The sequence below is a fragment of the Rhizobium sp. GCM10022189 genome (genome assembly GCF_042656325.1).
Classification (GTDB): domain Bacteria; phylum Pseudomonadota; class Alphaproteobacteria; order Rhizobiales; family Rhizobiaceae; genus Rhizobium.
On sequence record NZ_JBHSOR010000057.1, the window covers coordinates 253,878 to 275,715 of the forward strand.

A 21,838-nucleotide genomic window follows, 5' to 3' on the forward strand; every position below is an offset into this window, starting at 1 on the left:
CGCTGCGGCGCTTGCAGCTTCCGCTTCAAAGACTTACCTCTGAGCGATCACCAACGCGACAGGTTCCGCCATGCCAGCCGTATTCCTGAAAGACCGCTCGCTCATTGCCGTCGGCGGGGCCGAAGCGCAGTCCTTCCTGCAGAACCTGATTACCACCGACATCGTCTCGCTCGCCGGCGACGAGGCGCGGCCCGGCGCATTGCTGACGCCGCAGGGCAAGATCCTGTTCGACTTCATGATCTGGCGTGACGGCGAGGGATTCGTCATCGAGACGGACGCCTCGCAACGCGAAGCCCTGCTCAAGCGGCTGACCATGTACCGCCTGCGCGCGCCGGTGACGCTGACGGCGATGGCCGAGGACGGCGTTACCGTTTCCTGGGGCGAGGACGCGGGAGACGGCGTCAAGGACAGCCGTTTTGCCAAGGCCGGCATCCCTCTCATGCGCCGCCCCGGCCAGCATGGCAGCGACGATGCAAGCCTCTACGAGGCGCTGCGCATTGCCCATGGCGTGGTCGCGTCGGGGCCGGATTATGCGCTGCAGGATGCCTTTCCGCATGACGTGCTGATGGATTTCAACGGCGGCCTCTCCTTCAAGAAGGGCTGCTATGTCGGCCAGGAAGTGGTGTCGCGCATGCAGCATCGCGGCACGGCGCGCCGCCGCGTCGTGACCGTTTCGGCCGAAGCCGCACTGCCGGCCAGCGGCACCGAAATCACCGCCGGCGGCAAGCCGGTCGGCGCGCTCGGCTCCGTCGAGGGAACAAGCGGACTGGCGATCGTGCGTATCGACCGTGCCGGCGAGGCGATGGCCGCGGGCACGCCGCTGCTGGCCGGCAATGTTGCGGTCACGCTCAGCCTGCCCGCCTGGTCCGGGCTCAGCTTCCCGACTTCGGCGGACGAGGCCAGCGCGTGACAAGTGCGAAGCCTCCCCGCGCCTGGCAGCGCATGCTCTCCGGCCGGCGGCTCGATCTGCTCGACCCCTCGCCGCTCGATGTCGAGCTTAGTGATATCGCCCACGGGCTTGCCCGTGTCGCCCGCTGGAACGGCCAGACCTCGGGCGACCATGCCTTTTCCGTCGCCCAGCACTGCCTCGTCGTCGAGTTCATCTTCCGGCATTTCAATGCGGCGACACCCGGCGATTGCCTGATGGCGCTGCTGCACGACGCGCCGGAATATGTGATCGGCGACATGATCTCGCCCTTCAAGGCGGTCGTCGGCGGCGGGTACAAGACGGTCGAGAAACGGCTGGAGGCGGCCGTGCACCTGCGCTTCGGCCTGCCGCCCCACCCTTCCCGCGAACTCAAGGACAAGATCAAGAAGGCCGATACGATCGCCGCCTATTTCGAGGCGACGGTGCTTGCCGGCTTCACGCCGGCGGAAGCGCAGAAATTCTTCGGCCAGCCGCGCGGCATCACGCGCGACATGCTTTTGATCGATCCGTTGCCGGCGGTCGAAGCGCAGCGCCTTTTCTGCGAGCGCTTCGCGGAGATCGAGACGGCCCGAGGGATGGCGCCGTGAGCGTGATCGTGGTCTGCCCGCTGGCGCGCATCGCCGAAATGGCCGTGCGGCACAAGGCGCGCGAAATGATCAGCCTGATGGCGAAGGAGCAGGCCTTTCACCGGCCTGCCGTCATCCAGGCCGACCGGCACCTGCTGCTCAACATGAACGATATCGCCTTCAAGGGCACGGGCGATCTCGTGGCGCCCGACGAAAGACATGTGCGGGCGATCATCGATTTTGCCGCCGGTTGGCAGCAGGAGGCGCCGCTGCTCGTGCATTGCTGGATGGGCGTATCGCGCTCGCCCGCCGCCGCGCTGGTTGCGGCACTGTCGCTGGCGCCCGAGCAGGAGGACGCAGCCCTTGCCCGCCGGCTGCGGAGCGCCTCGCCCTATGCGACGCCGAATGCGCGGATCGTCGAAATCGGCGATGCGTTGCTTGGCCGGGGCGGCCGGCTCGTCGATGCCGTCAAGGCGATCGGCCGTGGCGCGGAGGCCGACGGCAACGCGCCCTTCGTGCTGCCTGTCAGCGACCGTTGACCGGCTGACGCCCCCGGCCTTTTCCTCTGCATTCCGGACGCAAAACCGGTTCCCGCTTTTGCCGGAATTGCTTCAGACCCTCGACGCGCACAGGCGATCTGCCACCGGCGCCGCCCGGATAAAAGGCAAGAAAAAGCCGGCCAGGCGGCCGGCTGGTCATGCAGGCTGACGGATAAGGTCACGCGGCGATATCGAGGTCGAATTCGCCGTAGGTGTTGCGATAGATCTGCATGGCCGGATCGTCGCCCCCAGGGGCAACCTGCTGCAGCGCATAGGGAACGGCCGTGCCGGCCGCCGAGCCGTTGTCGCGATATTCCATCATGAGCGCGACGAGGCTGCTCGGATATTTCGGCTGCGCATTGTCGGCATCATCGTCTTCGAGAAATTCCCTGATGATGCCGGGCTTTTCCTCCGCCGCTCGTTCGGTGCGGCTCAACACGCCGTCACCATTGGCATCGAGCCGCGAGAGCGTTGCCAAATATGCATAAGAGATGTCTGAAACTGATGAAAGAGCAGTCATACAAACCTCCGTTCACCGCTTCTTCCGGTGAGAGTCTGTACGCAGTACGCGGGTGGAAAACATTAGGAACGGCTTGTTGGTTAAACTGATTTGCGGCTTCGGTCAATAAGCTGTTAACTCCCGATTAACCATGGTTGACAAAGTGTAACCGCCTCTTGCAGCGGCACTCCCCATCTCGCGGGCGCAACCGGGTTTCCTCGTTATTTCAGTAGTTTGCGAGATACAAACTAATTGCCGGCTAGGTATAAAGAGAGGCTCGGTTGCAACCGATTATTAATCCGAGCGGTAGAAGATGCCGTATGCGGGTTGCCGGAAACGGTCACCTGCTGCTTATAAAAAGTGATTTTTACATCCATTTTAGAAAGGTCTTTTTTATGCCCGGCGCGATATGGCACCTTTGCCAATCGAAGACGCCTTCGCCTTTTGCCATGCTTCCACCGCAACCGTCCCGCGAGGGGACTTCCGCGCATGAAAGCTGAGTCGCTTTTCTGGCAACAGTGCACGCAGGCCGTCACCGACGACGGATCGATCGATGCAGAGCATCTGATGGAGCTCGTCATCGCGACCTATCGCAGCCATGAAAGCGACTATGAGGAAATCGAGCGCAGCGCCGAAGCGCTGCTTGCCGAAAACCGCGAACTGAAGAACGCCTTCGGCCTGACCACACAGGCGCTGGCCGAGCAGCGCAAACTCTTCGAAATCGTGCTCAACAACCTGCCACTCGGCCTCAGCGTGTTCGACGCCGACCAGCGGCTGACCCTTTCCAACCTGCGCTTCTGCCAGCTCTTCGGCTTCAGCGGCGACGATGTCGCGCCGGGCGCGACGATTGCCGATCTGAAGCGGAAGACACGCGGCAGCGAGCAGGCCGACGCCCGGCCCCGCGGCAGGAAGGAAGGCCAGCAGGCCGCTTCGAAGGCGGGGCGGCGCATCCGCCGGCGCGAATGGCTGATGGATGACGGCCGCATCATCCAGAGCGTCGTCACCATCCTTGCCGACGGCAGCAATATCGCCATCCATGCCGACGTGACCGAAGACCGAAGGGCGGCCGAGCGCATTACCTACCTTGCCCATCACGATCCGCTGACCGGCCTGCCGAACCGTATCCGCTTTCGCGAGCAGCTGGATGCTGCCCTTGCCGAGCGCGGGCAGGACGAGCAGATCGCGCTCGTGCATCTCAACCTCGACCGGTTCAAATCGATCAACAATACGCTCGGCGTTTCGGCCGGCGACAAGATCCTGCAGCAGGTGGCGGAGCGCATCCGCGCCTCGGCCGGCTCGGAGAACATCCTTGCCCGTCTCGGCTCGGACGAATTCGCGATCCTGCAGACGGGCCGCCAGCAGCCGTGGAACATCACCGCACTTGCCGACCAGATCCGCCGCGAACTCAGCGAGCCCTTCTTCCGCGGCGACAAGCAGGTGGAACTCAGCGTGTCCATGGGCATCTCGATCGCCCCCGAGGATGCGGTGGAGACCGACAAGCTGCTGCGCAATGCCGCCGTTGCCCTCTCCCACGCCAAGGCGGACGGGCGCCGGCGCGAGCGTTTCTTCACCGGCGAGATGGACGAGAAGATGCAGGCCCGCCATGCGCTGGAGGCCGACCTGCGCGCCGCCGTGCAGAACGAGGAATTCGAGCTTCACTACCAGCCGCTCTACGACCTGACGCAGCATCGCGTCTGCGGCTTCGAGGCGCTGATCCGCTGGAACCATCCGGTTCGCGGCCGCGTCTCGCCGATGGAATTCATCCCGCTTGCCGAGGAGGTCGGCCTCGTCGTCGATATCGGCCGCTGGGTTTTGCGCCGCGCCTGTAACGATGCAGCGCAATGGCCGGAGGATATCAAGATTGCCGTCAACGTCTCGGCCATCCAGTTCACCAGCAGCGACCTGCCGCAGGATGTCGGCGAGGCACTTGCGGCGGCGGGACTGTCGCCCTCGCGCCTCGAGCTCGAAATCACCGAAAGCGTGCTGATGGAAAATCTCGACGAGGCATTGCCGATCCTGCATGCGCTCAAGGAACGCGGCATCCGCATTTCCATGGACGATTTCGGCACCGGCTATTCGTCGCTGAGCTACCTTTCGAGCTTTCCCTTCGACAAGATCAAGATCGACAAGTCCTTCGTCAACGACATCGTCGACCACAAGGAGGCGCATGCGATCATGCGCGCGATCATCCTGCTCGGCGACGCGCTCGGCATGCGCGTGACCGTGGAAGGGGTGGAAAGCGCCGAACAGATGACGCTGCTCGAACGCGAGGCCTGCGACGAGATCCAGGGCTATTACATCAGCCCGCCCAAACCCTTCGGCGAGGTGGCCCAGATGCTTTGCATGCCGCCGAAGAAGAGCGACAGCGTCACACCGCTCGCCAAGATCCGGCGCTGATTCCAGGCCGTTGCGACTCGCCGGCCAAGACGCTATCGACGGGATACGATCCCTTTCGAAAGGCGGAGACGACGATGTTCAAGGCCGAAGCCTTTTCTCCCCACGAGTCGCTGGCTGCGGAACTGATCGCGCATGCGACCGAGGGAGACGACGGCTCGCACGACCTTGCCCATATCCTGCGCGTCTTCCGCAACGCCATGCGCATTCACGCGGCCGAAGGCGGCAGGGGCCGCGTGCTGGCGGCGGCCGTGCTTTTGCACGATTGCGTCGCCGTCGAGAAGAATTCGCCGCTGCGCGCCCAGGCCTCGGCACTCGCCGCGCAAAAGGCCGCGCGGATATTGAAGGAACTTGGCTGGGGCGAGGAGGATATTGTCGATGTCGCCCATGCCGTGACCGCGCACAGCTTCTCGGCCAACGTGCCGCCGCAGACGCTGGAGGCAAAAATCCTGCAGGATGCCGACAGGCTGGATGCGATCGGCATGGTGGGGGCGGCGCGCTGCTTCTATATAGCGGGGCGGCTCGGATCGGGGCTCTACGATCCTTTCGATCCTGCCGCCGAGGACCGGCCGTTCGACGACAAGCGTTACGCGATTGACCATTTCCAGACGAAGCTGTTCAAACTGGCGGACGGTTTCCAGACCCGGACCGGCCGCGAACTGGCCGCCGCCCGCGACAGGAGCCTGCGCGAATTCCTCGCGGCATTTATGGACGAAATCTGACCGGAAGAAACCCAGGAGCCCTTGATGCGCGTCAGTGAACTTTTTATCTACCCGCTCAAGAGCGCCCGCGGCATTGCCCTGCCCTTTACCGAGATCGACGCCTTTGGCCTGCCCGGCGACCGGCGCGCCATGGTGACGGACCCGGACGGACATTTCATCACGCAACGCGAATTGCCGGCCCTTGCCCACATCGACGTACGGCCGGAGGCCGGCAGTTTCCGGCTGCGGATGGAAGGCAGGCCCGAGATCGCCGTGGCGCCGCCGCATCCGGACCGGCGGCTCGACGTGACGGTCTGGAAATCGCTCGTCAGCGCCGCCCTTGCCGACGACGACAGCAATGCCAGGCTTTCGCAATGGCTCGGCCGCGAGGTGAAGCTCGTCTTTTTCGACGCCGCGGCCAGACGCACGGCCAATGCCGAATGGGCGGGCGAAGGTACGCCGGTGACATTTGCCGACGGCTACCAGATCCTGGTGACGACGACGGGATCGCTGAAGGCGCTCAACGCCGATCTCGCCGCCCATGCCGAAGGCGGCGTCGGCATGGAGCGTTTCCGGCCGAATATCGTCATCGACACGGACGAGGCCTGGGCCGAGGATCGCTGGGCGGCCATCGAGATCGGCGGCATCCGCTTCGATCTCGTCAAGCCCTGCGCCCGCTGCATCATGACGACGCAGGACCAGCTGACGGGTTCGCGCGACGTGGCGAACCCGATGCCGGCCATGGGCCGCATCCGCATGTCGGCCGACCGGCGCGTGCCCGGCCCGCTCTTCGGCTGGAACGTGACCCCGCGCGGCACCGGCCGGGTCGCGATCGGCGACGCGGTGACGATCGTCGAGGCACGGCCGGAAGGCTGGCCCTTCAAGGTCCGGGCGCAGCGATAGCCTCAGACGCCTGCCAGCGCGGCGTCGATCTGCGCCATCACGTCAGCCGGCAGAGGCCCCTTTTCGAGCGCGCCGGCATTTTCCTCCACCTGCGCCACCGTCCGGAAACCGGGAATGGGCAGGGTGCGCGGCGAGCGCGCCCACAGCCAGGCGAGCGCACCCTGGGTCAGCGTGCGCCCGTCAGAGGTGAGCAGGCTGCGCACGGCATCGAGCCTTGCCGCGAATTCCGGGGCGATGCGGCCGTCCTTGAAATAGACCATCCAGTCGAGGGCTGCGCCGCGCACGTCCTTGGCGCCGACGGCCTTGTCCGGCGTGAACTTGCCGGTCAGCAGGCCCATGGCAAGCGGGCCGCGGTTGATGGAAATCAGGCCGTTCTTCTCGACGACCTCGATCATCTGCGGCACCGGCTCGAAGACGTTCATCGTATGCTGGATCGAGGCGAAGCCCGGCCGGCCGGCGTGGCGGGCGGCGCGATCGGGAAAATCCGTGCTCCAGCCGAAAGCGTCGATCTTGCCCTGCGTCCGCAGCGCCTGCAGCGTATCGAAGACTTCATCGGACTGTTCCAGCGGGAAATCGTTGAGGTGGAACTGCAGGAGATCGAGGCGCTGCCGCTTCAACCGGCGGAGCGACGTCTCGACGGACTGGCGGATGAAGGCCGGATCGGCAAAGGCACCCGTCGCCTGCTTCGTTTGCGGATCGGTGGCAAAGCCGAATTTGGTGGCGATGACGATATCGGCGCGATTGCCGATGGCCTGTCCCAGAACCTCTTCCGAATGGCCGGCGCCGTAATTGGAGGCGGTATCGAAGAAGCGGATGCCAAGGTCGATCGCGCGGTTGATCGCGGCAATGGATTCGTTGTCGTCCACCTCGCCCCAGCCGAGCGGCGTGTCGCCGGCGAAGAACGGGCCGCCGATCGCCCAGCAGCCCATGCCGAGGCGGGGAACCTCCTGCCCGTTCCAGAGCGTGATGGTGGTCGATGTATCGGGCCTGGTCAGCATGGCTTCCTCCTTGAACAAACATGTCCGGGCAGAGATAGAAGCCGGCTGCCCGAGGGTAAACCGCCAGAACTGAAAGATGTTTTGCAGGGATGAAAAGCCGCTCAGGCAGGAAGTTCGTCCGGTCGCAAAAGCGTCCGCTGAACCGGATTCAATGCCTTGAGTGCGGCCTGAACGAAGCCCTCGCGCGCCGCCGAAGCCTCCAGGCCACGCGGCTCATAGACATGGCGATGCAGAAAGAATCCGGTCAGACGGAATGCGGCCGCAAGGCTTTCGAAATCGGCCGCCTGGTTTTCCTGCGCGCTCAGAAAAGCCGGCAGAATCAGCATCTTGTCGGCCCAGGGCTCTCCGGCGGCGCGGCTGACGGCACGGCCGGATTTCGGCGAGACATAGGCGAGATCGGCGCGGCTGCCGGTGGCCGCGCATTCGGTCAGGTCCAGCCCGAAGCCGAGATCGTTGAGCACCGCCAGCTCGAAGCGCACGAACAGTTCCCCGGCATCGGCGGGATTGTGGAGATGATCGAGGATGATTTCCAGCGCCTCGAAGAGATGCGGATGCGGATCGCGCTCCGGCAGCAGGCGCAGCAGCGCGCCCATGGCCTGCACGCCGTAGACGGCGGTCGCCGTTTCCATCAGCCGGGCGGCGCGCAGCTTGACCGGCTCGAGGCGGAATTCCCCGAGATGTTCGTCCAGCCGGGCACGCCAGGTGACTTCCACCTCGTTGCCGGGCTGCAGCACCGGCTGCATGGTGCGCGAACGGCCGGAACGGACGAGGCCGAGATGGCGGCCGCGCTCACGCGTCATCACCTCGGCGATGACGCTCGTCTCGCCGTGGCGCTTGACGCCAAGAATGATCGCCTGGTCCTGCCATTGCATCGGAAAACCGTCCTTCCGCCCCGCCGGTTCATTCTAGAACACGGCTCGAACTCTGTCATTCGGCCGGCGACGGGAAAAGCTTCTGGAGGAAGTCGCGCATCGCATTCTCGTCGAAAGGCTTGACGAGAAGGGGCACGTCCTGAAGGTCGGTCGGAAAATCCTGCGTATCGGAATAGCCGCTGACGAAGCCGAACGGGATATTGGCGAGCGACAGGTCGCGCGCGAAATCGAAGCTCATCGCCTCTCCCAGATTGACGTCGAGAAGCGCGAAATCGTAGTCGGCGCCCTGGATGGCGTCCCTCGCCTGATCGAGGCTGTTGGCGATATCGATCGTGTCGGCGCCAACGAGACGCAGGATATCCTCGGCCTCCATGGCGATGATCAGACTGTCTTCCAGGACCAGAACACGGGTTCGTGCGTTCATGATCTCCATGCCCCTCGTGAAGCGCAAGAATTGCAGCGCTTCGACCTTTTTGCAAACATCATTCCGTCGGTGCCCCGCCTGGACCGTTGACGGCGGCTGCCCGCCTTCAACTGAATAGCCACATTTTCGCCTCCGGTCGATAAAAACGAAAGTCGGAGGAAAGATGACGCGACTTTATTTTTCCCGGCGCCGGTTTGCATTTAAAAAAGACATCGGGGCCGGCCGGTCCGGACAGGAAGATTACGAATCCTGTCGCGATGCTTCGCAACTGCGCGCCGCCTGTTTCAGATGAAGGGGCGTTTTGCCTCGTGCAGCCCTTCCCAGCCGGCCGCCTGCATCAGCCCCTCCCCGTCCAGCACGTCGCAGCCGCGCTCCTGCCAGCGGATCAGGTTGCGGCCCGCAAGCTTCTTCAGCGTCTTGTTGGTGTGGACGATCGAAAGGCCGAGCGTATCGGCAATATGCTGCTGCGTGATCGGGATGACGTTGCGGCCGTGGAACAGGCTGAGTTTCCTGGCGCGCTCGAACAGGAAGGCAATGAGATAAGCGGCTCTTTCGAGCGCCGTGCGGCGGCCGATGCTCAACAGGTGTTCGTCGAGAATGCGCTCCTCCTGCGCGGCGATCCAGGTAATGTCGAAGGCGAGCGACGGGTGCCTGTTGTAAAGGCTCATCAGCTTGTCGCGCTCGAAGACGCAGAGTGTCACCGGCGACAGGGCCTCGACCGAATGCTGCATCTCGCCCATGATCGTGCCCTGCAGGCCGATCAGGTCGCCCGGCATGACATAGTTCAGGATCTGCCGGCGGCCATCCTCCAGCATCTTGTAGCGGAAGCCCCAGCCCGAAAGCAGGGTGAAGAGATGGGCGCTGTGGGCGCCCTCCACCAATATGGTCGCGCCGGCATCGACGGCCAGTTCGCCCCGCTTGAACTTCGATACGAAGTCCAGCTCATCGCGGCTGAATTCGCGGAAATGCGGCAATGGCCGCAACGGACATTGCTCGCAGGGGGTCTTGAAGGAATGGGTGGGTCTTGCCGTCGCCATCTGGTCCCCGCCGTCGCAAAAACCGGCGCCGCAGGGTGCGGCGCCGTTGGCGGATCAATGCGCGGGCAGGCCGAATGGTTCCCTGCAACAAGCCGCGATTTTCACACGGAAACAAGGGGCTGGACGCCGCTTGTCGCAGCCCTAATGCGGGAATTCGAGGCCCATCTCGCGGAAGCGCTCGGGATCGTCGCCCCAGTTCTCGCGCACCTTGACGAACAGGAAAAGATGGACCGGCTGTTCGAGGATTTCGGACAGTTCGCGGCGGGAGGCCGAGGAGATCGCCTTGATCGTTTCGCCGCCCTTGCCGAGCGCGATCTTCTTCTGGCTGTCGCGCTCGACATAGATGACCTGTTCGATGCGCACGGAACCGTCCTTGCGCTCTTCCCATTTTTCCGTCTCGACATGCGAGGAATAGGGAAGCTCCTGATGCAGGCGCAGGAAGAGCTTTTCGCGGGTGATTTCGGCGGCGAGCTGGCGCATCGGCAGGTCGGAAATCTGGTCTTCCGGATAGTACCAGGGGCCTTCCGGCAGGGTCTTTGCCAGATAGTCCATCACGTCGTCGCAGCCCGAACCGTTTTCGGCCGAGATCATGAAGGTCTGCTCGAACGCGATCTTCTGGTTGGCGGTGGCGGCGAGCGCCAGAAGCAGTTCGCGGTTGACGCGGTCGATCTTGTTGAGAACGAGGATCTTCTTCTGCGGAACGTCCTTCAGGCCTTCGAGGATGGCTTCGGCATCGCCGCGCAGGCCGCGCTCGCTGTCGATCAGCAGCATGATGAGATCGGCATCCTTGGCGCCGCCCCAGGCGGATGTCACCATGGCGCGGTCGAGCCGGCGGCGCGGCTTGAAGATGCCGGGCGTATCCATGAAGACGATCTGCGCGTTGTTGTGGATGGCGATGCCGCGCACGATGGCGCGCGTCGTCTGCACCTTATGGCTGACGATCGACACCTTGGCGCCGACGAGGCGGTTGACCAGGGTCGACTTGCCGGCATTGGTCGGGCCGATCAGGGCGACAAAGCCGGAATGCGTCGGATGGCTTTCGGCAGCGCCAACGGCTGCCATTTCGTTTTCTTCTGTCATTGATCCCGTCAATTTCCGGCAGATGTCGGCTGCCAAATGCCTTCGCGCTCGAGCATTTTCGTCGCGGCGACCTGTTCTGCGGCGCGCTTGGAGCGCTCCACGCCCGTTTCCGGCGCAACGCCGGCGACTTCCACAGTCACCTTGAAGCGCGGATCATGATCCGGTCCGCTGCGTTCTTCAACCCGGTAGACGGGTGTGACGCCATATTTGGCGTGCGACCATTCCTGGAGCTCGGTCTTGGCGTCGCGGCGGGCGCCGTCGGCGCGCACCGCCCTGCCCTCCCAATAGCGCAGGATGAAGCGGCGCGCGACTTCCAGGCCGCCGTCGAGATAAAGTGCGGCGATCAGGCTTTCGACCACGTCGGCGCGCACGTTCATCATGCGCTTGCCGGTGAGTTTCTTCACGTCGGCGCCGGTGCGAATATAGAGGTGCAGGTTGAGTTCGTCGGCAACGGCCGCGCAGGTTTCGGCGCTGACGAGCTGGTTCAGGCGCACGGAAAGCTCGCCTTCGGTGGCCGTGCCGAAGGTGCGGAACAGCAACTCGGCGATACAGAGGCCGAGAACCCTGTCGCCGAGAAATTCAAGCCGCTCGTAATTGCCCTTGTCGGTGCGCGCGCTGGCATGGGTCAGCGCCCGGTCCAGACGTTCCTTCCCGGCAAATTCATGCCCGATCAGGCCTTCAAGCTTTGCGCGGTCCGCCGCCGAGAGCGTCTGCGCCTTGCTCATTCAACAACCTTGAAGAGGCGGTCCCAGCGCATGTTGGTCGGCCATTTCCAGATTTCGCGGAAGGACGTGTCGTTGCCGAGCGAGAAGAAGATGACGCTGGCGCGGCCGACGAGGTTTTCCGCCGGCACGAAGCCGACATCGAAGCGGCTGTCGAGCGAATTGTCGCGGTTGTCGCCCATCATGAAGTAATGGCCTTCGGGAACGATGAACTCGCGGGTGTTGTCGCCGCGCGAAACCGGGGACTGGTCGAGCGTGTCGTAGGTCTTGCCGTTATCGAGCGTCTCGCGGAAGACCGGCACGTCCTGGCCCGGATCGAGCTTGTAGTCGGAGGTGAAGGTGCCATCGGGCACTTTGGGAACCGGCTTGCCGTTGATGTAGAGGATGCCGTCCGTCACCTGGATATGGTCGCCCGGCAGGCCGACGACGCGCTTGATGTAATCGACGTCGGGATTGGGCGGGAAGCGGAAAACGACGATATCGCCGCGCTTGGGATCGGAGCCGAAAATTCGGCCGCTGAAAATGTCGGGCGAGAAAGGCAGCGAATATTTCGAATAGCCGTAAGCAAACTTGTTGACGAAGATATAGTCGCCGACCAGCAAGGTCGGCATCATCGAGCCCGAGGGAATGGTAAAGGGCTGGAACAGCACAGTCCTGATGACCATTGCCAGGACGAGAGCCTGGATGATGACCTTGATATTTTCCCAGAGGGCGTTCGGCTTGGCTTCGACTTTTTCGGACACGCAGTCTTATTCCTTCAAGACGCCGTGAAGGCGCATTACTTTCTGACGTTCTCTCTAGCGGCTTCGACCGGTTGCGGCAATAACGACGACATTAAAAGCGACGAGAGGTCGCTATCATACGGCATCCGGCAGCGCCTCGATGATCACAAAAGCCTGAGCCAAGGGATAATCATCGGTTATTGTCAAATGAATGGCGGCCTTGTGGCCCGCCGGCAGCATGGCCTTGAGAACGGCCGCGGCGCCGCCGGTCAGGTTCATGGTCGGCTTGCCGCTCGGCAGGTTGACGACGCCCATATCCTTCCAGAACACGCCCTGCGAAAGCCCGGTGCCGAGCGCCTTGGAGCAGGCCTCCTTGGCGGCGAAACGCTTGGCGTAGGATTCGGCGCGGTTGGCGCGGCGGTCCGAGCGGGCGCGCTCGACCTCGGTGAAACAGCGATGGGTGAAGCGGTCGCCGAAACGCTCGATGGATTTTTCCACGCGCCTGATGTCGATGAGGTCGCTGCCAATGCCGATAATCATGCGGGAGCCTTTCGGGACGGTTCGCTTGCGGCTCAGACGGTCGGCATCTCGCCGGCGGGATCGGAGAGCCTGAGACGCGCGCGCTCCATCAGCCGGGCGCGGCGACGCGCCTGAAAGCCTCTCACGGTGTAGAATGTCAGGATATAAAGCGCAACCGAGGTGACGGCGGCCGGCGGGATGGCGCCGATCAGCATCGGCTCCAGCACCGGCTTCCACAATTCGGTGAAATGCAGCTGGCGGAAGAGTTCGGCAAGATCGATCGTCTGCCCGGCCATCTGGTCCTGCCGGCTGAGCAGCAGATGCCCCACTTCCCAGGTGATGCCCCAGATGAAGGGATAGGTCAGCGGATTGCCGAAGGCGGCACAGCCAAGCGCTGCCGCCACCATATTGCCCGACAGGAAATAGGTGATGACGAAGGCCATGACGAAATGCACGCCGATAAAGGGTGTCCACGAAACGAAGACACCCGCAGCGACGCCCACCGCAACGGCGTGCGGCGAGGCCGTCAGGCGCAGGACGCGCATCATGAGATATCTGGGCGGGCGCAGAAAACCCTTGCGAGGCCATACGAGCTCTCGCAGCTTCTCTCTAAAACCCGCTGGTTTGCGACGGCGAAACAACATGGCGCGTATTTAGTGCAGCGCACCGGACCATGACAAGAGCGGCAAATGGAACCGCTTAACAGACAGGCCGTCTATTCTACTCTTCTTCCAAGGGGCGCAGATCATGCATAACGCCCCCTTCCTTACTTCAAGTATATTTCAACGGTCAGCGATTGCGGAACATGCCGCGATCGACCTGGCGCTGACGGTATTCAAGATCAATACGGTCATGCGAGCCGTTGAGATATGCCATTTCACGTTCCTGAGCGGTCGGAGCGCGAAGGGCGCGGGCGAACTTCCTGATCGGTTCAAACATTGCTTTGCCTCATCTTCGTTTCATTTTCCGATAACCAGAAGATAGGCGCGGCAATGGTTAATTACCAACGCTGTAACCTGAACACAGCCATGCAATATGCGCATGGCTTGCCATTTCAATATGCCCTTTCGGCCATGAAATGATCACAAAATATGCAAAACGCAATTTTGCGAAGCGCGGGACTTCGAGAGAATCCTACTCGTAGAGGCGCCGGACCGTGGCGATGCAGTCCAGATCCTTGAGCTGGGCGAGCAGCTGGTTCAGCTGGCGCAGATCCCAGACCTCCACTTCCAGCACCATTTCCGTGAAGTCGGCGGCCACGCGCACCGTGTTCAGCATGCGGATATTGACGTCGAGGCCGGCGACCGACTGCGCCACCTTGGCGAGCGTGCCCGGCTCGTTCAGCGCATTGACCATGATGCGGGCCATGAAGCGGGACTTGTTGGCCTCGTCGAGATCCCAGCGCACGTCGATCCAGCGATCCGGCTGGTCGTCGAAGCGCTGCAGCGACGGCGACTGGATGGGATAGATGGTGATGCCCTTGCCCTTTTCCATGATGCCGACGATGCGGTCGCCGGGCACGGCGCCGGTCGGCGAGAACTTGACGTCGACATTGCCGGAGAGGCCCCGGATCGGCACGATATCGGGATCGCTCTCGGTGGAGGCGCGCTCGCCGTCGAGATCGGTCTTGGACTTGCCGGGGATCTTGAAGATCATGCCCGAGGCGCTGCGGACGTTGAACCAGCCTTCGTCGCCGGCCGGCTTGACGGTGACGCGCTCGTCCTGATGGTCGGGATAGACGGCGCGCAGCACGTCGAGCGAGGACATCTCGCCGCGGCCGACGGCGGCGATCGCATCTTCCACGTCCTTCTGCCCCAGCCGGTGCAGCGCCGGCTTCATGGCCTCGCGCGAGAAGATCTTGCCGGCGCGCTCGAAGGTGCGCTCCAGGATGCGATGGCCGAGGCCGGCATATTGTTTGCGGATCGCCATGCGGGTGGCGCGGCGGATGGCGGCGCGCGCCTTGCCGGTGACGACGATCTCTTCCCAGGCGGCCGGCGGCACCTGCACGCCGGAGCGGATGATCTCGACTTCGTCGCCGTTGTTGAGGCGGGTGACGAGCGGCATGATGCGGCCGTTGATCTTGGCGCCGACGGTCGTGTCGCCGATATTGGTATGCACCGCATAGGCGAAATCGATCGGGGTCGCGCCGCGCGGCAGGGCGATCAGCTTGCCCTTCGGCGTGAAGCAGAAGACCTGGTCCTGGAAAAGCTCGAGCTTGGTATGTTCGAGGAATTCTTCGGGGCTGTCGCCTTCGGCCAGCGCCTCGATCGTGTGGCGCAGCCAGGAATAGGCATTGCTTTCGCGCGAGAGGATATCGCCGTCCGCATTGGTGGCGCCGTCCTTGTAGAGCGTATGGGCGGCAATGCCGAATTCGGCGATCTCATGCATGCGCTTGGTGCGGATCTGCAGCTCGATACGCTGCATGGACGGGCCGACGATCGTCGTGTGCAGCGAGCGGTAGTCGTTCTGCTTCGGCGTCGAGATGTAATCCTTGAAGCGGCCGGGCACGACGCGCCAGCGCGTGTGGACGATGCCGAGCGCGCGGTAGCAGGAGGGAATATCCTCGACGATGATGCGGAAACCATAGACATCCGAAAGCTGCTCGAAGGAGAGCGATTTCGACTGCATCTTGCGGAAGACCGAATAGGGCTTCTTCTGGCGCCCCTTCACATAGGCGCTCGTCAGCCCGTTGGCGATCAGCAGGTCGCGCAGTTCCGCCTCGATCTTCTTGACCAGCCCCTCGTTGCGCTTGGACAGTTCCTCCAGGCGCTTGGTGACGGTCTCGTAGGCTTCCGGGTTCATGTGCCGGAAGGAAAGCTCCTCCAGCTCCTCGCGCATGTCCTGCATGCCCATGCGGCCGGCAAGCGGCGCATAGATTTCCATCGTCTCTTCGGAAATGCGCGCGCGCTTTTCCTGCGACATGTGGTCGAGGGTGCGCATGTTGTGGAGGCGGTCGGCGAGCTTGACGAGCAGGACGCGCACGTCGTCGGAAATGGCAAGCAGCAGCTTACGCAGGTTTTCCGCCTGCTTGGCCTTCTTGGTGACGAGGTCGAGCTTCTTGATCTTCGTCAGGCCCTCGACCAGGCGGCCGATATCCTCGCCGAAGAGTTCGTCGATCTCGGCGCGGGTGGCCGTCGTATCCTCGATCGTGTCATGCAGGAGGGCGACAGCAATCGTCGATTCATCGAGATGCATGTCGGTCAGGATGGCGGCCACTTCGAGCGGGTGCGAAATATAGGGATCGCCGCTCGCCCGCTTCTGCTGGCCATGCTTCTGCATGGCGTAGACATAGGCTTTGTTCAGCAGAGCTTCGTTGGCATCGGGCTTGTATTTCTGAACCCGCTCCACGAGCTCGTACTGCCGCATCATTCCAAAGCCACTCCAATAAAATAAAAGGGCGCCAATCGCAGATTGGCGCACACATGGGCAATATTATGCCTAAGAATTACAGGCGCAAGATTGATGATTGGTAATCGTCGATCTTTTGCCGCGCGGGATGTCCCGGCCGCTCGAAGGCCGGGAACGCGCTTAGTAATCGTCGCTCTTTTCCGGCGGGACGAGGCCTTCGATACCGGCCAGAAGCTCTTCTTCCGACATCTGGTCGAAGGTGATCGTTTCCGGCAGGTCGTCCTGTTCTTCGCTGTCGGCGGCGGTAGCTGCACCGGCGGCGATCAGGCTTGCCGGATCGGGCTCGGGCTCGTCCACTTCCACATGCTTCTGCAGCGAGTGGATCAGGTCTTCCTTCAGGTCGTCGGGCGACAGGGTCTCGTCGGCGATTTCGCGCAGAGCCACGACCGGGTTCTTGTCGTTGTCGCGATCGATGGTGATCGACGCACCCTGGGAAATCAGCCGGGCGCGATGGCTGGCGAGCAGAACCAGCTCGAAGCGGTTCTCTACCTTGTCAATGCAATCTTCTACTGTGACACGGGCCATTGCCTGTCCTTTGCGGTCGTCTTTTCGGGATTAGGATGCCCGATACAATTAAAACCGGGCAAATTCAAGTTTTTCATTAGGGTCCCCTCGCCTTTATCCGCGACCAGTCTAAATTTCCATGCACAATATGACATTTCCACCGAAGGTTGCTTGGAATATCACGAATCGTGCCCTAAATCTTTCATATATGAATAATTCATAAAGTACGGAACAGCTCGACGCCACATTCACAAGCCGCTGTTTTTATTGGGCTAAGTGGCTTATGGATTTCGATTACTCTCTTTGGATTGGTAAGCGATGTTTGACCCACGCGAAAAAATTGCACTATTCATAGACGGCGCCAACCTCTACGCTGCATCCAAGAGTCTCGGCTTTGATATCGATTACCGCAAGCTCTTGAAAGCGTTTCAGAAACGCGGATATCTGCTGCGCGCTTACTACTATACCGCGCTAATCGAAGACCAGGAATATTCCTCCATCCGTCCGCTCATCGACTGGCTGGATTATAACGGCTACAAGGTCGTGACCAAGCCCGCCAAGGAATTTACCGACTCCATGGGGCGCCGCAAGATCAAGGGCAACATGGATATCGAGCTTGCGATCGACGCCATGGAACAGTCCGAAACGGTCGACCATCTCGTCATCTTCTCCGGCGACGGCGATTTCACCACCCTGGTCGAAGCGCTGCAACGCAAGGGACGCAAGGTTTCGGTCATTTCGACCATGTCGACCCAGCCGCCGATGATCGCCGACGACCTGCGCCGGCAGGCCGATCACTTCATCGATCTCCTGTCGCTGAAAGCCGAGATCGGCCGCGATCCCTCCGAACGTCCGCCCCGGCCTGCCGAAGTGGCGCCGGCCAGCGATTTCGAGGACTGAGCCCTTGCGGATCGCCTGACACGGCGGGCAACGTCAGCCGTTATCCTTCAGAAGGCGGTTCTTCTGCCTGTTCCAATCGCGCTCCTTCTCGGATTCGCGCTTGTCATGCAGCTTCTTGCCCTTTGCCAGAGCGAGCTCAAGTTTGGCGCGGCCGCGATCGTTGAAGTAGATCTTCATCGGGATCAGCGTCATGCCTTCGCGGTTGATGCCCGCCCGCAGACGGTTGATCTCGCGTCCGGACAGGAGAAGCTTGCGGCGGCGGCGCGGCTCGTGGTTGAAGCGGTTCGCCTGCAGATATTCCGGCAGATAGGAATTGATCAGCCAGATCTCGCCATCCTCGTCCGAAGCATAGGATTCGGCGATATTGGCCTTGCCTTCGCGCAGCGACTTGACCTCGGTGCCCTTCAGCACCAGGCCGGCCTCATAAGTATCGATGATCTCGTAGTTGAAGCGGGCCTTGCGGTTTTCCGCAACGACCTTCTTCACGATACGCTGGCTGCCTTTGGGGGCCATGACGATGATTCCATTCGCGGGGCGCGAATGCCGCGCCCTCATTTCCTGTGATCCAGAGCATTTCCGGCGAAAGCGGAGCGCCTTCGATGCTCTAGCCTACTGTTCCCTGCGCAATTCCGGACGCAAAACCGGTTCCCACTTTTGCTGGGATTGCTCTTTCTCTCCGCAATTCCGGACGCAAAACCGGTTCCCACTTTTGCTGGAATTGCTCTTTCTCTCCGCAATTCCGGACGCAAAACCGGTTCCCACTTTTGCTGGAATTGCTCTTTCTCTCCGCAATTCCGGACGCAAAACCGGTTCCCACTTTTGCTGGAATTGCTTTATGTAAGAGAACGGCCCGATCTTGTGAAGATGGGCCGATTTTCAACCTCAGTTGAGCAAGCCCGCGTGACGCATGGCGGCGTCGATTGCCGCTTCCGTCGAAGGCTCCAGCGAGGACATGAGCGGCGAGCGGACGGTGCGGCTCATGCGGCCAAGCTTCGACAGGCCGTATTTTGCGCCGCAGACGCCGGGTTCCATGAAGACGGCCTTGTGCAGCGGCATCAGCCGGTCCTGCAGCTCCAGCGCCTTGGCATAGTTGCCGGCAATCGTCGCGGCCTGGAATTCGGCACAGAGGCGCGGCGCGATATTGGCCGTGACGGAAATGCAGCCGATGCCGCCATGGGCGTTGAAGCCGAGCGCCGTCGCATCTTCACCGGAGAGCTGGCGGAAATCCTTGCCGCAGGTGATGCGCTGCTCGGAGACGCGCTCGATCTTGCCGGTCGCATCCTTGACGCCGACGATGTTCTTGTGGGCCTTGGCAAGCGCACCCATCGTCTCCGGCGTCATGTCGATGACCGAACGGCCGGGGATGTTGTAGATATAGATCGGCAGGTCGACGGCTTCGGCAATCGCCGAATAATGCGCAATCAGGCCCTTCTGCGTCGGCTTGTTGTAATAGGGCGTGACGACGAGCACGGCATCGGCGCCGACCTTCTGCGCATGCTGGGCAAGCTCGATCGCTTCGCGCGTGTTGTTGGAGCCGGCGCCCGCCATGACGGGCACGCGCCTGGCCGCAACCTCGATGCAGAGTTCGACCACCCGTTTGTGCTCGGCATGCGACAGCGTCGGCGACTCGCCGGTCGTGCCGACCGGAACGAGGCCGCTGCTGCCCTCTTCGATCTGCCAGGCGACATGAGCGGCGAAGCTGTCTTCGTCGACCAGGCCGGCAGCGGTGAAGGGGGTTACGAGCGCGGGGATGGACCCATTGAACATGCAAAGCTCCTCACGGCCGATATCCTTGCTTCAGCCGCATTCCATGAATAAGAGTTGCGCACCATAGAGCGGCAAAAAGGCCGCGACAAGCGCGCATGGATCGGTTTAGGGCAAATTCCGATAGCAAATGTGAATGAATTTTACCCAATGCGGTAAGCTTTCGTTAAGATGCCTCCAGCCAAATGGAGGGGCATGTTTTCGTTGCGAGTGATCCGGATGAAGAGAGCCGTTCTGATCCTGTCCGTCTGCGGCCTGGTGGCCGCGGCCTGGGGCAGCGCTGCATCGCAGCTTCCCGGCGAAAGCGCCCCCGTGCCTGCCGTCAAGCCGCTCGGGTTCGTGCCGGAAACCGCATCCTTCCCCGAGGCGATCACCACCGGCTCCATTCCGCGCAACGGCGCCATCGCCCCCGTCAACAGCGACCTGAAGGCCGGGCTTGACGCGCTTTCGGCCAAGGACCCGCAACAGGCGCTCGCCATTCGCAACACGATGGCGGCGGGAACGCTCGATCGCCATATCCTGACCTGGGCCATCGCGACATCGGGCCTGAGGGGCGTGCCCTCCTACGAGATCGCCAGTGCCTCGGACGAGCTTGCGGGCTGGCCGGGCCTGGAACGTCTGCGCGGCAATTCCGAGCGCGCGCTCCTGGACGAGAACCCCGCGCCCGCCGCCGTGCTGAACGCCTTCGGCGATACCGCGCCGGAGACCTGGCAGGGCGCGATCATCCTGTCGCGCGCGCTCGTGGCGACCGGCAAGCCGGCGCAGGCGGCGAAATATATCGGCAAGGTCTGGCGCGGACAGGCGCTCGACAAGGCCACCGAAGACAAGATCCTGGGCGAATTTTCCGGCCTGCTGACCGCCGCCGACCACAAGACGCGCATGGACTACCTGATGTATCGCGGCCGCGTGGCGCAGGCCAAGCGCTTCGGCGACATGGGCCAGGCGCAGTCGCTCTACAAGGCCTGGGCTGCCGTCGACGCCAAGGCGGGCAATGCCGGCGCGCTGCTGAACGCGGTCGACGCGAAATGGCGCAGCGATCCGGGCTATCTCTTCGCGCGCATCGAATATCTGCGCAGGCAGGACAAATATCTCGAGGCCGCCAAGCTGCTGCAGCAGATCCCGCGCGACCGGACGGAGCTGATGAATTCGGGCGAATGGTGGAACGAGCAGCGGATCGTCAGCCGCGGCCTCGTCGACCAGGGGCAGTTCAAGGCGGCCTACCAGATCGTCGCCGCCTCGGTCGCCACGGTGCCGACGGATATCGTCGAAGCGCAGTTCCATGCCGGCTGGTATGCGCTGCGCGGTCTGCAGGACCCGACGACGGCCGAGACGCATTTCCGCAAGATCCTGCAGGTTTCGAACGGCCCGCTTTCGGTCTCCCGCGCCTGGTACTGGCTCGGGCGCTCGGCGGAAGCCGGCGGGCCGGGCAAGGCCAGCGAATTCTTCGCCAAGGCCGCGAATTTTCCGGGCACCTTCTACGGGCAGCTTGCAGCCGAAAGGCTCGGGCGAAAGACGCTTGACGTCACCTATCCGTCGCCGACGGCCCGCGACCGGCAGAATCTTCAGCAGCGCGAAGCCGTGCAGGCGATCGCACGGCTGGAGGCCGCAGGCCACGGCTGGCGGGCGGCCGCCCTCTATCTGGCGCTTGCCGACCAGCTTCAGAGCCCCGGCGAACTGGCGATCCTGACGGCCAAGGCCGAGCAGGCGGGCGACCATCATCTTTCGCTGCAGATCGGCAAGATCGCCTATGGGCGCGGCATCGATGTCGCAGCCCTTGCCTTCCCGGTCGGCGTCATTCCGGCCAACGCCAATATTTCCGGCTCCGGCAAGGCGCTCGCCTATGCGATCGCCCGCCAGGAAAGCGCCTTCAATCCAGCCGCCGTTTCGGCCGCCAACGCCCGCGGCCTGCTGCAGCTCCTGCCGGGCACGGCGCAGGCCGTCGCCAAGCGGCACAACATCACCTATTCCAAGGACAAGCTGACGGCCGATGCCGGCTACAACGCGACGCTCGGCGCGCATTATCTCGGCGAACAGATCGAAGCTTTCGGCGGCTCCTATATCCTCACCTTCATCGCCTATAATGCCGGGCCAAAGCGCGTGCCGGAATGGATCGGCCGTTACGGCGATCCGCGCGGCAAGCCCGTCGACGAGATCGTCGACTGGATCGAGCGCATCCCCTTCCCCGAAACGCGCAACTATGTGCAGCGGGTGATGGAGAATTACGAGGTCTACAAGGCCCGCCTCGGGCAGACGCCCGATATCGAGCGCGACCTCGTCGGCGGCCGCAGCGCGACCTGAGCCGATTGGCGGATTGGCCGAAAGCGCGTTACATCTCGTTCCGATAGACGGAACGGAGAT

23 protein-coding genes are annotated in these 21,838 nt (G+C 62.7%); 8 read left to right on the top strand and 15 right to left on the bottom strand.

The window, feature by feature from the left end; genetic code table 11:
• Positions 1–70 precede the first annotated feature (70 nt).
• The 3 genes from ACFPWW_RS28505 to ACFPWW_RS28515 are packed head-to-tail and all read left to right on the top strand — an operon-like array spanning position 71 to position 2,033.
• Positions 71–910, top strand: coding sequence for a YgfZ/GcvT domain-containing protein (locus tag ACFPWW_RS28505; protein ID WP_377314514.1), 840 nt, complete (start codon positions 71–73; stop codon positions 908–910).
• Positions 907–1,515, top strand: a complete 609-nt coding sequence (locus ACFPWW_RS28510; RefSeq protein ID WP_112565799.1) for an HD family hydrolase — start codon at positions 907–909, stop codon at positions 1,513–1,515. The genes ACFPWW_RS28505 and ACFPWW_RS28510 overlap by 4 nt, the downstream gene beginning before the upstream one ends.
• Positions 1,512–2,033: a tyrosine phosphatase family protein gene (locus ACFPWW_RS28515; RefSeq protein WP_112755694.1), complete on the top strand. Its 522-nt coding sequence runs from the start codon at positions 1,512–1,514 to the stop codon at positions 2,031–2,033. Before ACFPWW_RS28510 ends, ACFPWW_RS28515 begins: the two co-directional genes overlap by 4 nt.
• A 178-nt stretch (positions 2,034–2,211) precedes the next feature.
• On the opposite strand, the gene ACFPWW_RS28520 is transcribed toward ACFPWW_RS28515, so the two are convergent.
• A complete protein-coding gene (locus ACFPWW_RS28520) occupies positions 2,212–2,553 on the bottom strand; it encodes a hypothetical protein (protein WP_112755692.1) in 342 nt (113 codons plus the stop codon).
• A 468-nt stretch (positions 2,554–3,021) separates the two neighbouring features.
• Here ACFPWW_RS28520 and ACFPWW_RS28525 point away from each other — a divergent pair, with 468 nt between their 5' ends.
• From ACFPWW_RS28525 to ACFPWW_RS28535, 3 genes are all read left to right on the top strand, one after another.
• A complete protein-coding gene (locus ACFPWW_RS28525) occupies positions 3,022–4,929 on the top strand; it encodes a putative bifunctional diguanylate cyclase/phosphodiesterase (RefSeq protein WP_113412447.1) in 1,908 nt (635 codons plus the stop codon).
• 74 nt (positions 4,930–5,003) lie between these two features.
• On the top strand, positions 5,004–5,648 hold the full coding sequence (locus tag ACFPWW_RS28530) for an HD domain-containing protein (protein ID WP_113412448.1): 645 nt from the start codon (positions 5,004–5,006) through the stop codon (positions 5,646–5,648).
• Between the two features lie 24 nt (positions 5,649–5,672).
• Entirely contained in the window at positions 5,673–6,530 is an 858-nt protein-coding gene (locus ACFPWW_RS28535; protein ID WP_377314517.1) for an MOSC domain-containing protein, read from the top strand.
• A gap of 2 nt (positions 6,531–6,532) precedes the next feature.
• Here the strand turns inward: ACFPWW_RS28535 and ACFPWW_RS28540 are convergent, their stop codons facing one another.
• From ACFPWW_RS28540 to rpoZ, 12 genes are all read right to left on the bottom strand, one after another.
• Positions 6,533–7,528, bottom strand: a complete 996-nt coding sequence (locus tag ACFPWW_RS28540) for an aldo/keto reductase (RefSeq protein ID WP_377314519.1) — start codon at positions 7,526–7,528, stop codon at positions 6,533–6,535.
• 101 nt (positions 7,529–7,629) lie between these two features.
• Positions 7,630–8,400, bottom strand: coding sequence for a DNA repair protein RecO (gene recO, locus ACFPWW_RS28545; RefSeq protein WP_377314521.1), 771 nt, complete (start codon positions 8,398–8,400; stop codon positions 7,630–7,632).
• 55 nt (positions 8,401–8,455) lie between these two features.
• Positions 8,456–8,824: a response regulator gene (locus ACFPWW_RS28550; protein ID WP_112705057.1), complete on the bottom strand. Its 369-nt coding sequence runs from the start codon at positions 8,822–8,824 to the stop codon at positions 8,456–8,458.
• A 284-nt stretch (positions 8,825–9,108) separates the two neighbouring features.
• Positions 9,109–9,861 (bottom strand): Crp/Fnr family transcriptional regulator, encoded by a 753-nt coding sequence (locus ACFPWW_RS28555; protein ID WP_377314523.1) that lies wholly within the window; start codon positions 9,859–9,861, stop codon positions 9,109–9,111.
• Between the two features lie 141 nt (positions 9,862–10,002).
• Entirely contained in the window at positions 10,003–10,941 is a 939-nt protein-coding gene (era, locus tag ACFPWW_RS28560) for a GTPase Era (RefSeq protein ID WP_112565772.1), read from the bottom strand.
• Between the two features lie 8 nt (positions 10,942–10,949).
• Positions 10,950–11,666 carry a ribonuclease III gene (rnc, locus tag ACFPWW_RS28565; protein ID WP_112705014.1) on the bottom strand — a complete coding sequence of 239 codons (717 nt, stop codon included), beginning with the start codon at positions 11,664–11,666 and terminating at the stop codon, positions 10,950–10,952.
• Positions 11,663–12,406 (bottom strand): signal peptidase I, encoded by a 744-nt coding sequence (gene lepB / locus ACFPWW_RS28570; protein ID WP_113412454.1) that lies wholly within the window; start codon positions 12,404–12,406, stop codon positions 11,663–11,665. The genes rnc and lepB overlap by 4 nt, the downstream gene beginning before the upstream one ends.
• A 114-nt stretch (positions 12,407–12,520) precedes the next feature.
• Positions 12,521–12,925 (bottom strand): holo-ACP synthase, encoded by a 405-nt coding sequence (gene acpS / locus ACFPWW_RS28575; protein ID WP_112755686.1) that lies wholly within the window; start codon positions 12,923–12,925, stop codon positions 12,521–12,523.
• 32 nt (positions 12,926–12,957) lie between these two features.
• On the bottom strand, positions 12,958–13,548 hold the full coding sequence (locus ACFPWW_RS28580; RefSeq protein ID WP_112565761.1) for a DUF2062 domain-containing protein: 591 nt from the start codon (positions 13,546–13,548) through the stop codon (positions 12,958–12,960).
• 145 nt (positions 13,549–13,693) lie between these two features.
• Positions 13,694–13,843, bottom strand: a complete 150-nt coding sequence (locus ACFPWW_RS28585; RefSeq protein WP_112565758.1) for a DUF3563 family protein — start codon at positions 13,841–13,843, stop codon at positions 13,694–13,696.
• Positions 13,844–14,038: 195 nt separating this feature from the next.
• Positions 14,039–16,273 carry a RelA/SpoT family protein gene (locus ACFPWW_RS28590; protein WP_112565754.1) on the bottom strand — a complete coding sequence of 745 codons (2,235 nt, stop codon included), beginning with the start codon at positions 16,271–16,273 and terminating at the stop codon, positions 14,039–14,041.
• A 159-nt stretch (positions 16,274–16,432) separates the two neighbouring features.
• Positions 16,433–16,837, bottom strand: coding sequence for a DNA-directed RNA polymerase subunit omega (rpoZ, locus tag ACFPWW_RS28595; RefSeq protein ID WP_377314526.1), 405 nt, complete (start codon positions 16,835–16,837; stop codon positions 16,433–16,435).
• Positions 16,838–17,134: 297 nt separating this feature from the next.
• Between rpoZ and ACFPWW_RS28600 the strand changes: the two genes are divergently transcribed.
• Positions 17,135–17,716 carry an NYN domain-containing protein gene (locus ACFPWW_RS28600; protein WP_112565748.1) on the top strand — a complete coding sequence of 194 codons (582 nt, stop codon included), beginning with the start codon at positions 17,135–17,137 and terminating at the stop codon, positions 17,714–17,716.
• 33 nt (positions 17,717–17,749) lie between these two features.
• Here ACFPWW_RS28600 and smpB read toward each other — a convergent pair whose 3' ends face one another.
• Together smpB and dapA are read right to left on the bottom strand one after the other, a co-directional pair.
• Positions 17,750–18,229, bottom strand: a complete 480-nt coding sequence (smpB, locus tag ACFPWW_RS28605; RefSeq protein ID WP_112565745.1) for an SsrA-binding protein SmpB — start codon at positions 18,227–18,229, stop codon at positions 17,750–17,752.
• Between the two features lie 369 nt (positions 18,230–18,598).
• Positions 18,599–19,483: a 4-hydroxy-tetrahydrodipicolinate synthase gene (dapA, locus tag ACFPWW_RS28610; RefSeq protein WP_112754346.1), complete on the bottom strand. Its 885-nt coding sequence runs from the start codon at positions 19,481–19,483 to the stop codon at positions 18,599–18,601.
• 216 nt (positions 19,484–19,699) lie between these two features.
• Here dapA and ACFPWW_RS28615 point away from each other — a divergent pair, with 216 nt between their 5' ends.
• On the top strand, positions 19,700–21,778 hold the full coding sequence (locus ACFPWW_RS28615; RefSeq protein ID WP_377314529.1) for a transglycosylase SLT domain-containing protein: 2,079 nt from the start codon (positions 19,700–19,702) through the stop codon (positions 21,776–21,778).
• The last annotated feature ends 60 nt before the right edge of the window (positions 21,779–21,838 follow it).

Excerpts from the sequence above, each read along its gene's own strand:
- ACFPWW_RS28505 (WP_377314514.1), top strand. The coding sequence starts at position 71 with ATGCCAGCCGTATTCCTGAAAGACCGCTCGCTCATTGCCGTCGGCGGG.
- ACFPWW_RS28520 (WP_112755692.1), bottom strand. The coding sequence starts at position 2,553 with ATGACTGCTCTTTCATCAGTTTCAGACATCTCTTATGCATATTTGGCA.
- ACFPWW_RS28525 (WP_113412447.1), top strand. The coding sequence starts at position 3,022 with ATGAAAGCTGAGTCGCTTTTCTGGCAACAGTGCACGCAGGCCGTCACC.
- ACFPWW_RS28530 (WP_113412448.1), top strand. The coding sequence starts at position 5,004 with ATGTTCAAGGCCGAAGCCTTTTCTCCCCACGAGTCGCTGGCTGCGGAA.
- ACFPWW_RS28535 (WP_377314517.1), top strand. The coding sequence starts at position 5,673 with ATGCGCGTCAGTGAACTTTTTATCTACCCGCTCAAGAGCGCCCGCGGC.
- ACFPWW_RS28540 (WP_377314519.1), bottom strand. The coding sequence starts at position 7,528 with ATGCTGACCAGGCCCGATACATCGACCACCATCACGCTCTGGAACGGG.
- recO (WP_377314521.1), bottom strand. The coding sequence starts at position 8,400 with ATGCAATGGCAGGACCAGGCGATCATTCTTGGCGTCAAGCGCCACGGC.
- ACFPWW_RS28550 (WP_112705057.1), bottom strand. The coding sequence starts at position 8,824 with ATGAACGCACGAACCCGTGTTCTGGTCCTGGAAGACAGTCTGATCATC.
- ACFPWW_RS28555 (WP_377314523.1), bottom strand. The coding sequence starts at position 9,861 with ATGGCGACGGCAAGACCCACCCATTCCTTCAAGACCCCCTGCGAGCAA.
- era (WP_112565772.1), bottom strand. The coding sequence starts at position 10,941 with ATGACAGAAGAAAACGAAATGGCAGCCGTTGGCGCTGCCGAAAGCCAT.
- rnc (WP_112705014.1), bottom strand. The coding sequence starts at position 11,666 with ATGAGCAAGGCGCAGACGCTCTCGGCGGCGGACCGCGCAAAGCTTGAA.
- acpS (WP_112755686.1), bottom strand. The coding sequence starts at position 12,925 with ATGATTATCGGCATTGGCAGCGACCTCATCGACATCAGGCGCGTGGAA.
- ACFPWW_RS28580 (WP_112565761.1), bottom strand. The coding sequence starts at position 13,548 with ATGTTGTTTCGCCGTCGCAAACCAGCGGGTTTTAGAGAGAAGCTGCGA.
- ACFPWW_RS28585 (WP_112565758.1), bottom strand. The coding sequence starts at position 13,843 with ATGTTTGAACCGATCAGGAAGTTCGCCCGCGCCCTTCGCGCTCCGACC.
- ACFPWW_RS28590 (WP_112565754.1), bottom strand. The coding sequence starts at position 16,273 with ATGATGCGGCAGTACGAGCTCGTGGAGCGGGTTCAGAAATACAAGCCC.
- rpoZ (WP_377314526.1), bottom strand. The coding sequence starts at position 16,837 with ATGGCCCGTGTCACAGTAGAAGATTGCATTGACAAGGTAGAGAACCGC.
- ACFPWW_RS28600 (WP_112565748.1), top strand. The coding sequence starts at position 17,135 with ATGTTTGACCCACGCGAAAAAATTGCACTATTCATAGACGGCGCCAAC.
- smpB (WP_112565745.1), bottom strand. The coding sequence starts at position 18,229 with ATGGCCCCCAAAGGCAGCCAGCGTATCGTGAAGAAGGTCGTTGCGGAA.
- dapA (WP_112754346.1), bottom strand. The coding sequence starts at position 19,483 with ATGTTCAATGGGTCCATCCCCGCGCTCGTAACCCCCTTCACCGCTGCC.
- ACFPWW_RS28615 (WP_377314529.1), top strand. The coding sequence starts at position 19,700 with ATGAAGAGAGCCGTTCTGATCCTGTCCGTCTGCGGCCTGGTGGCCGCG.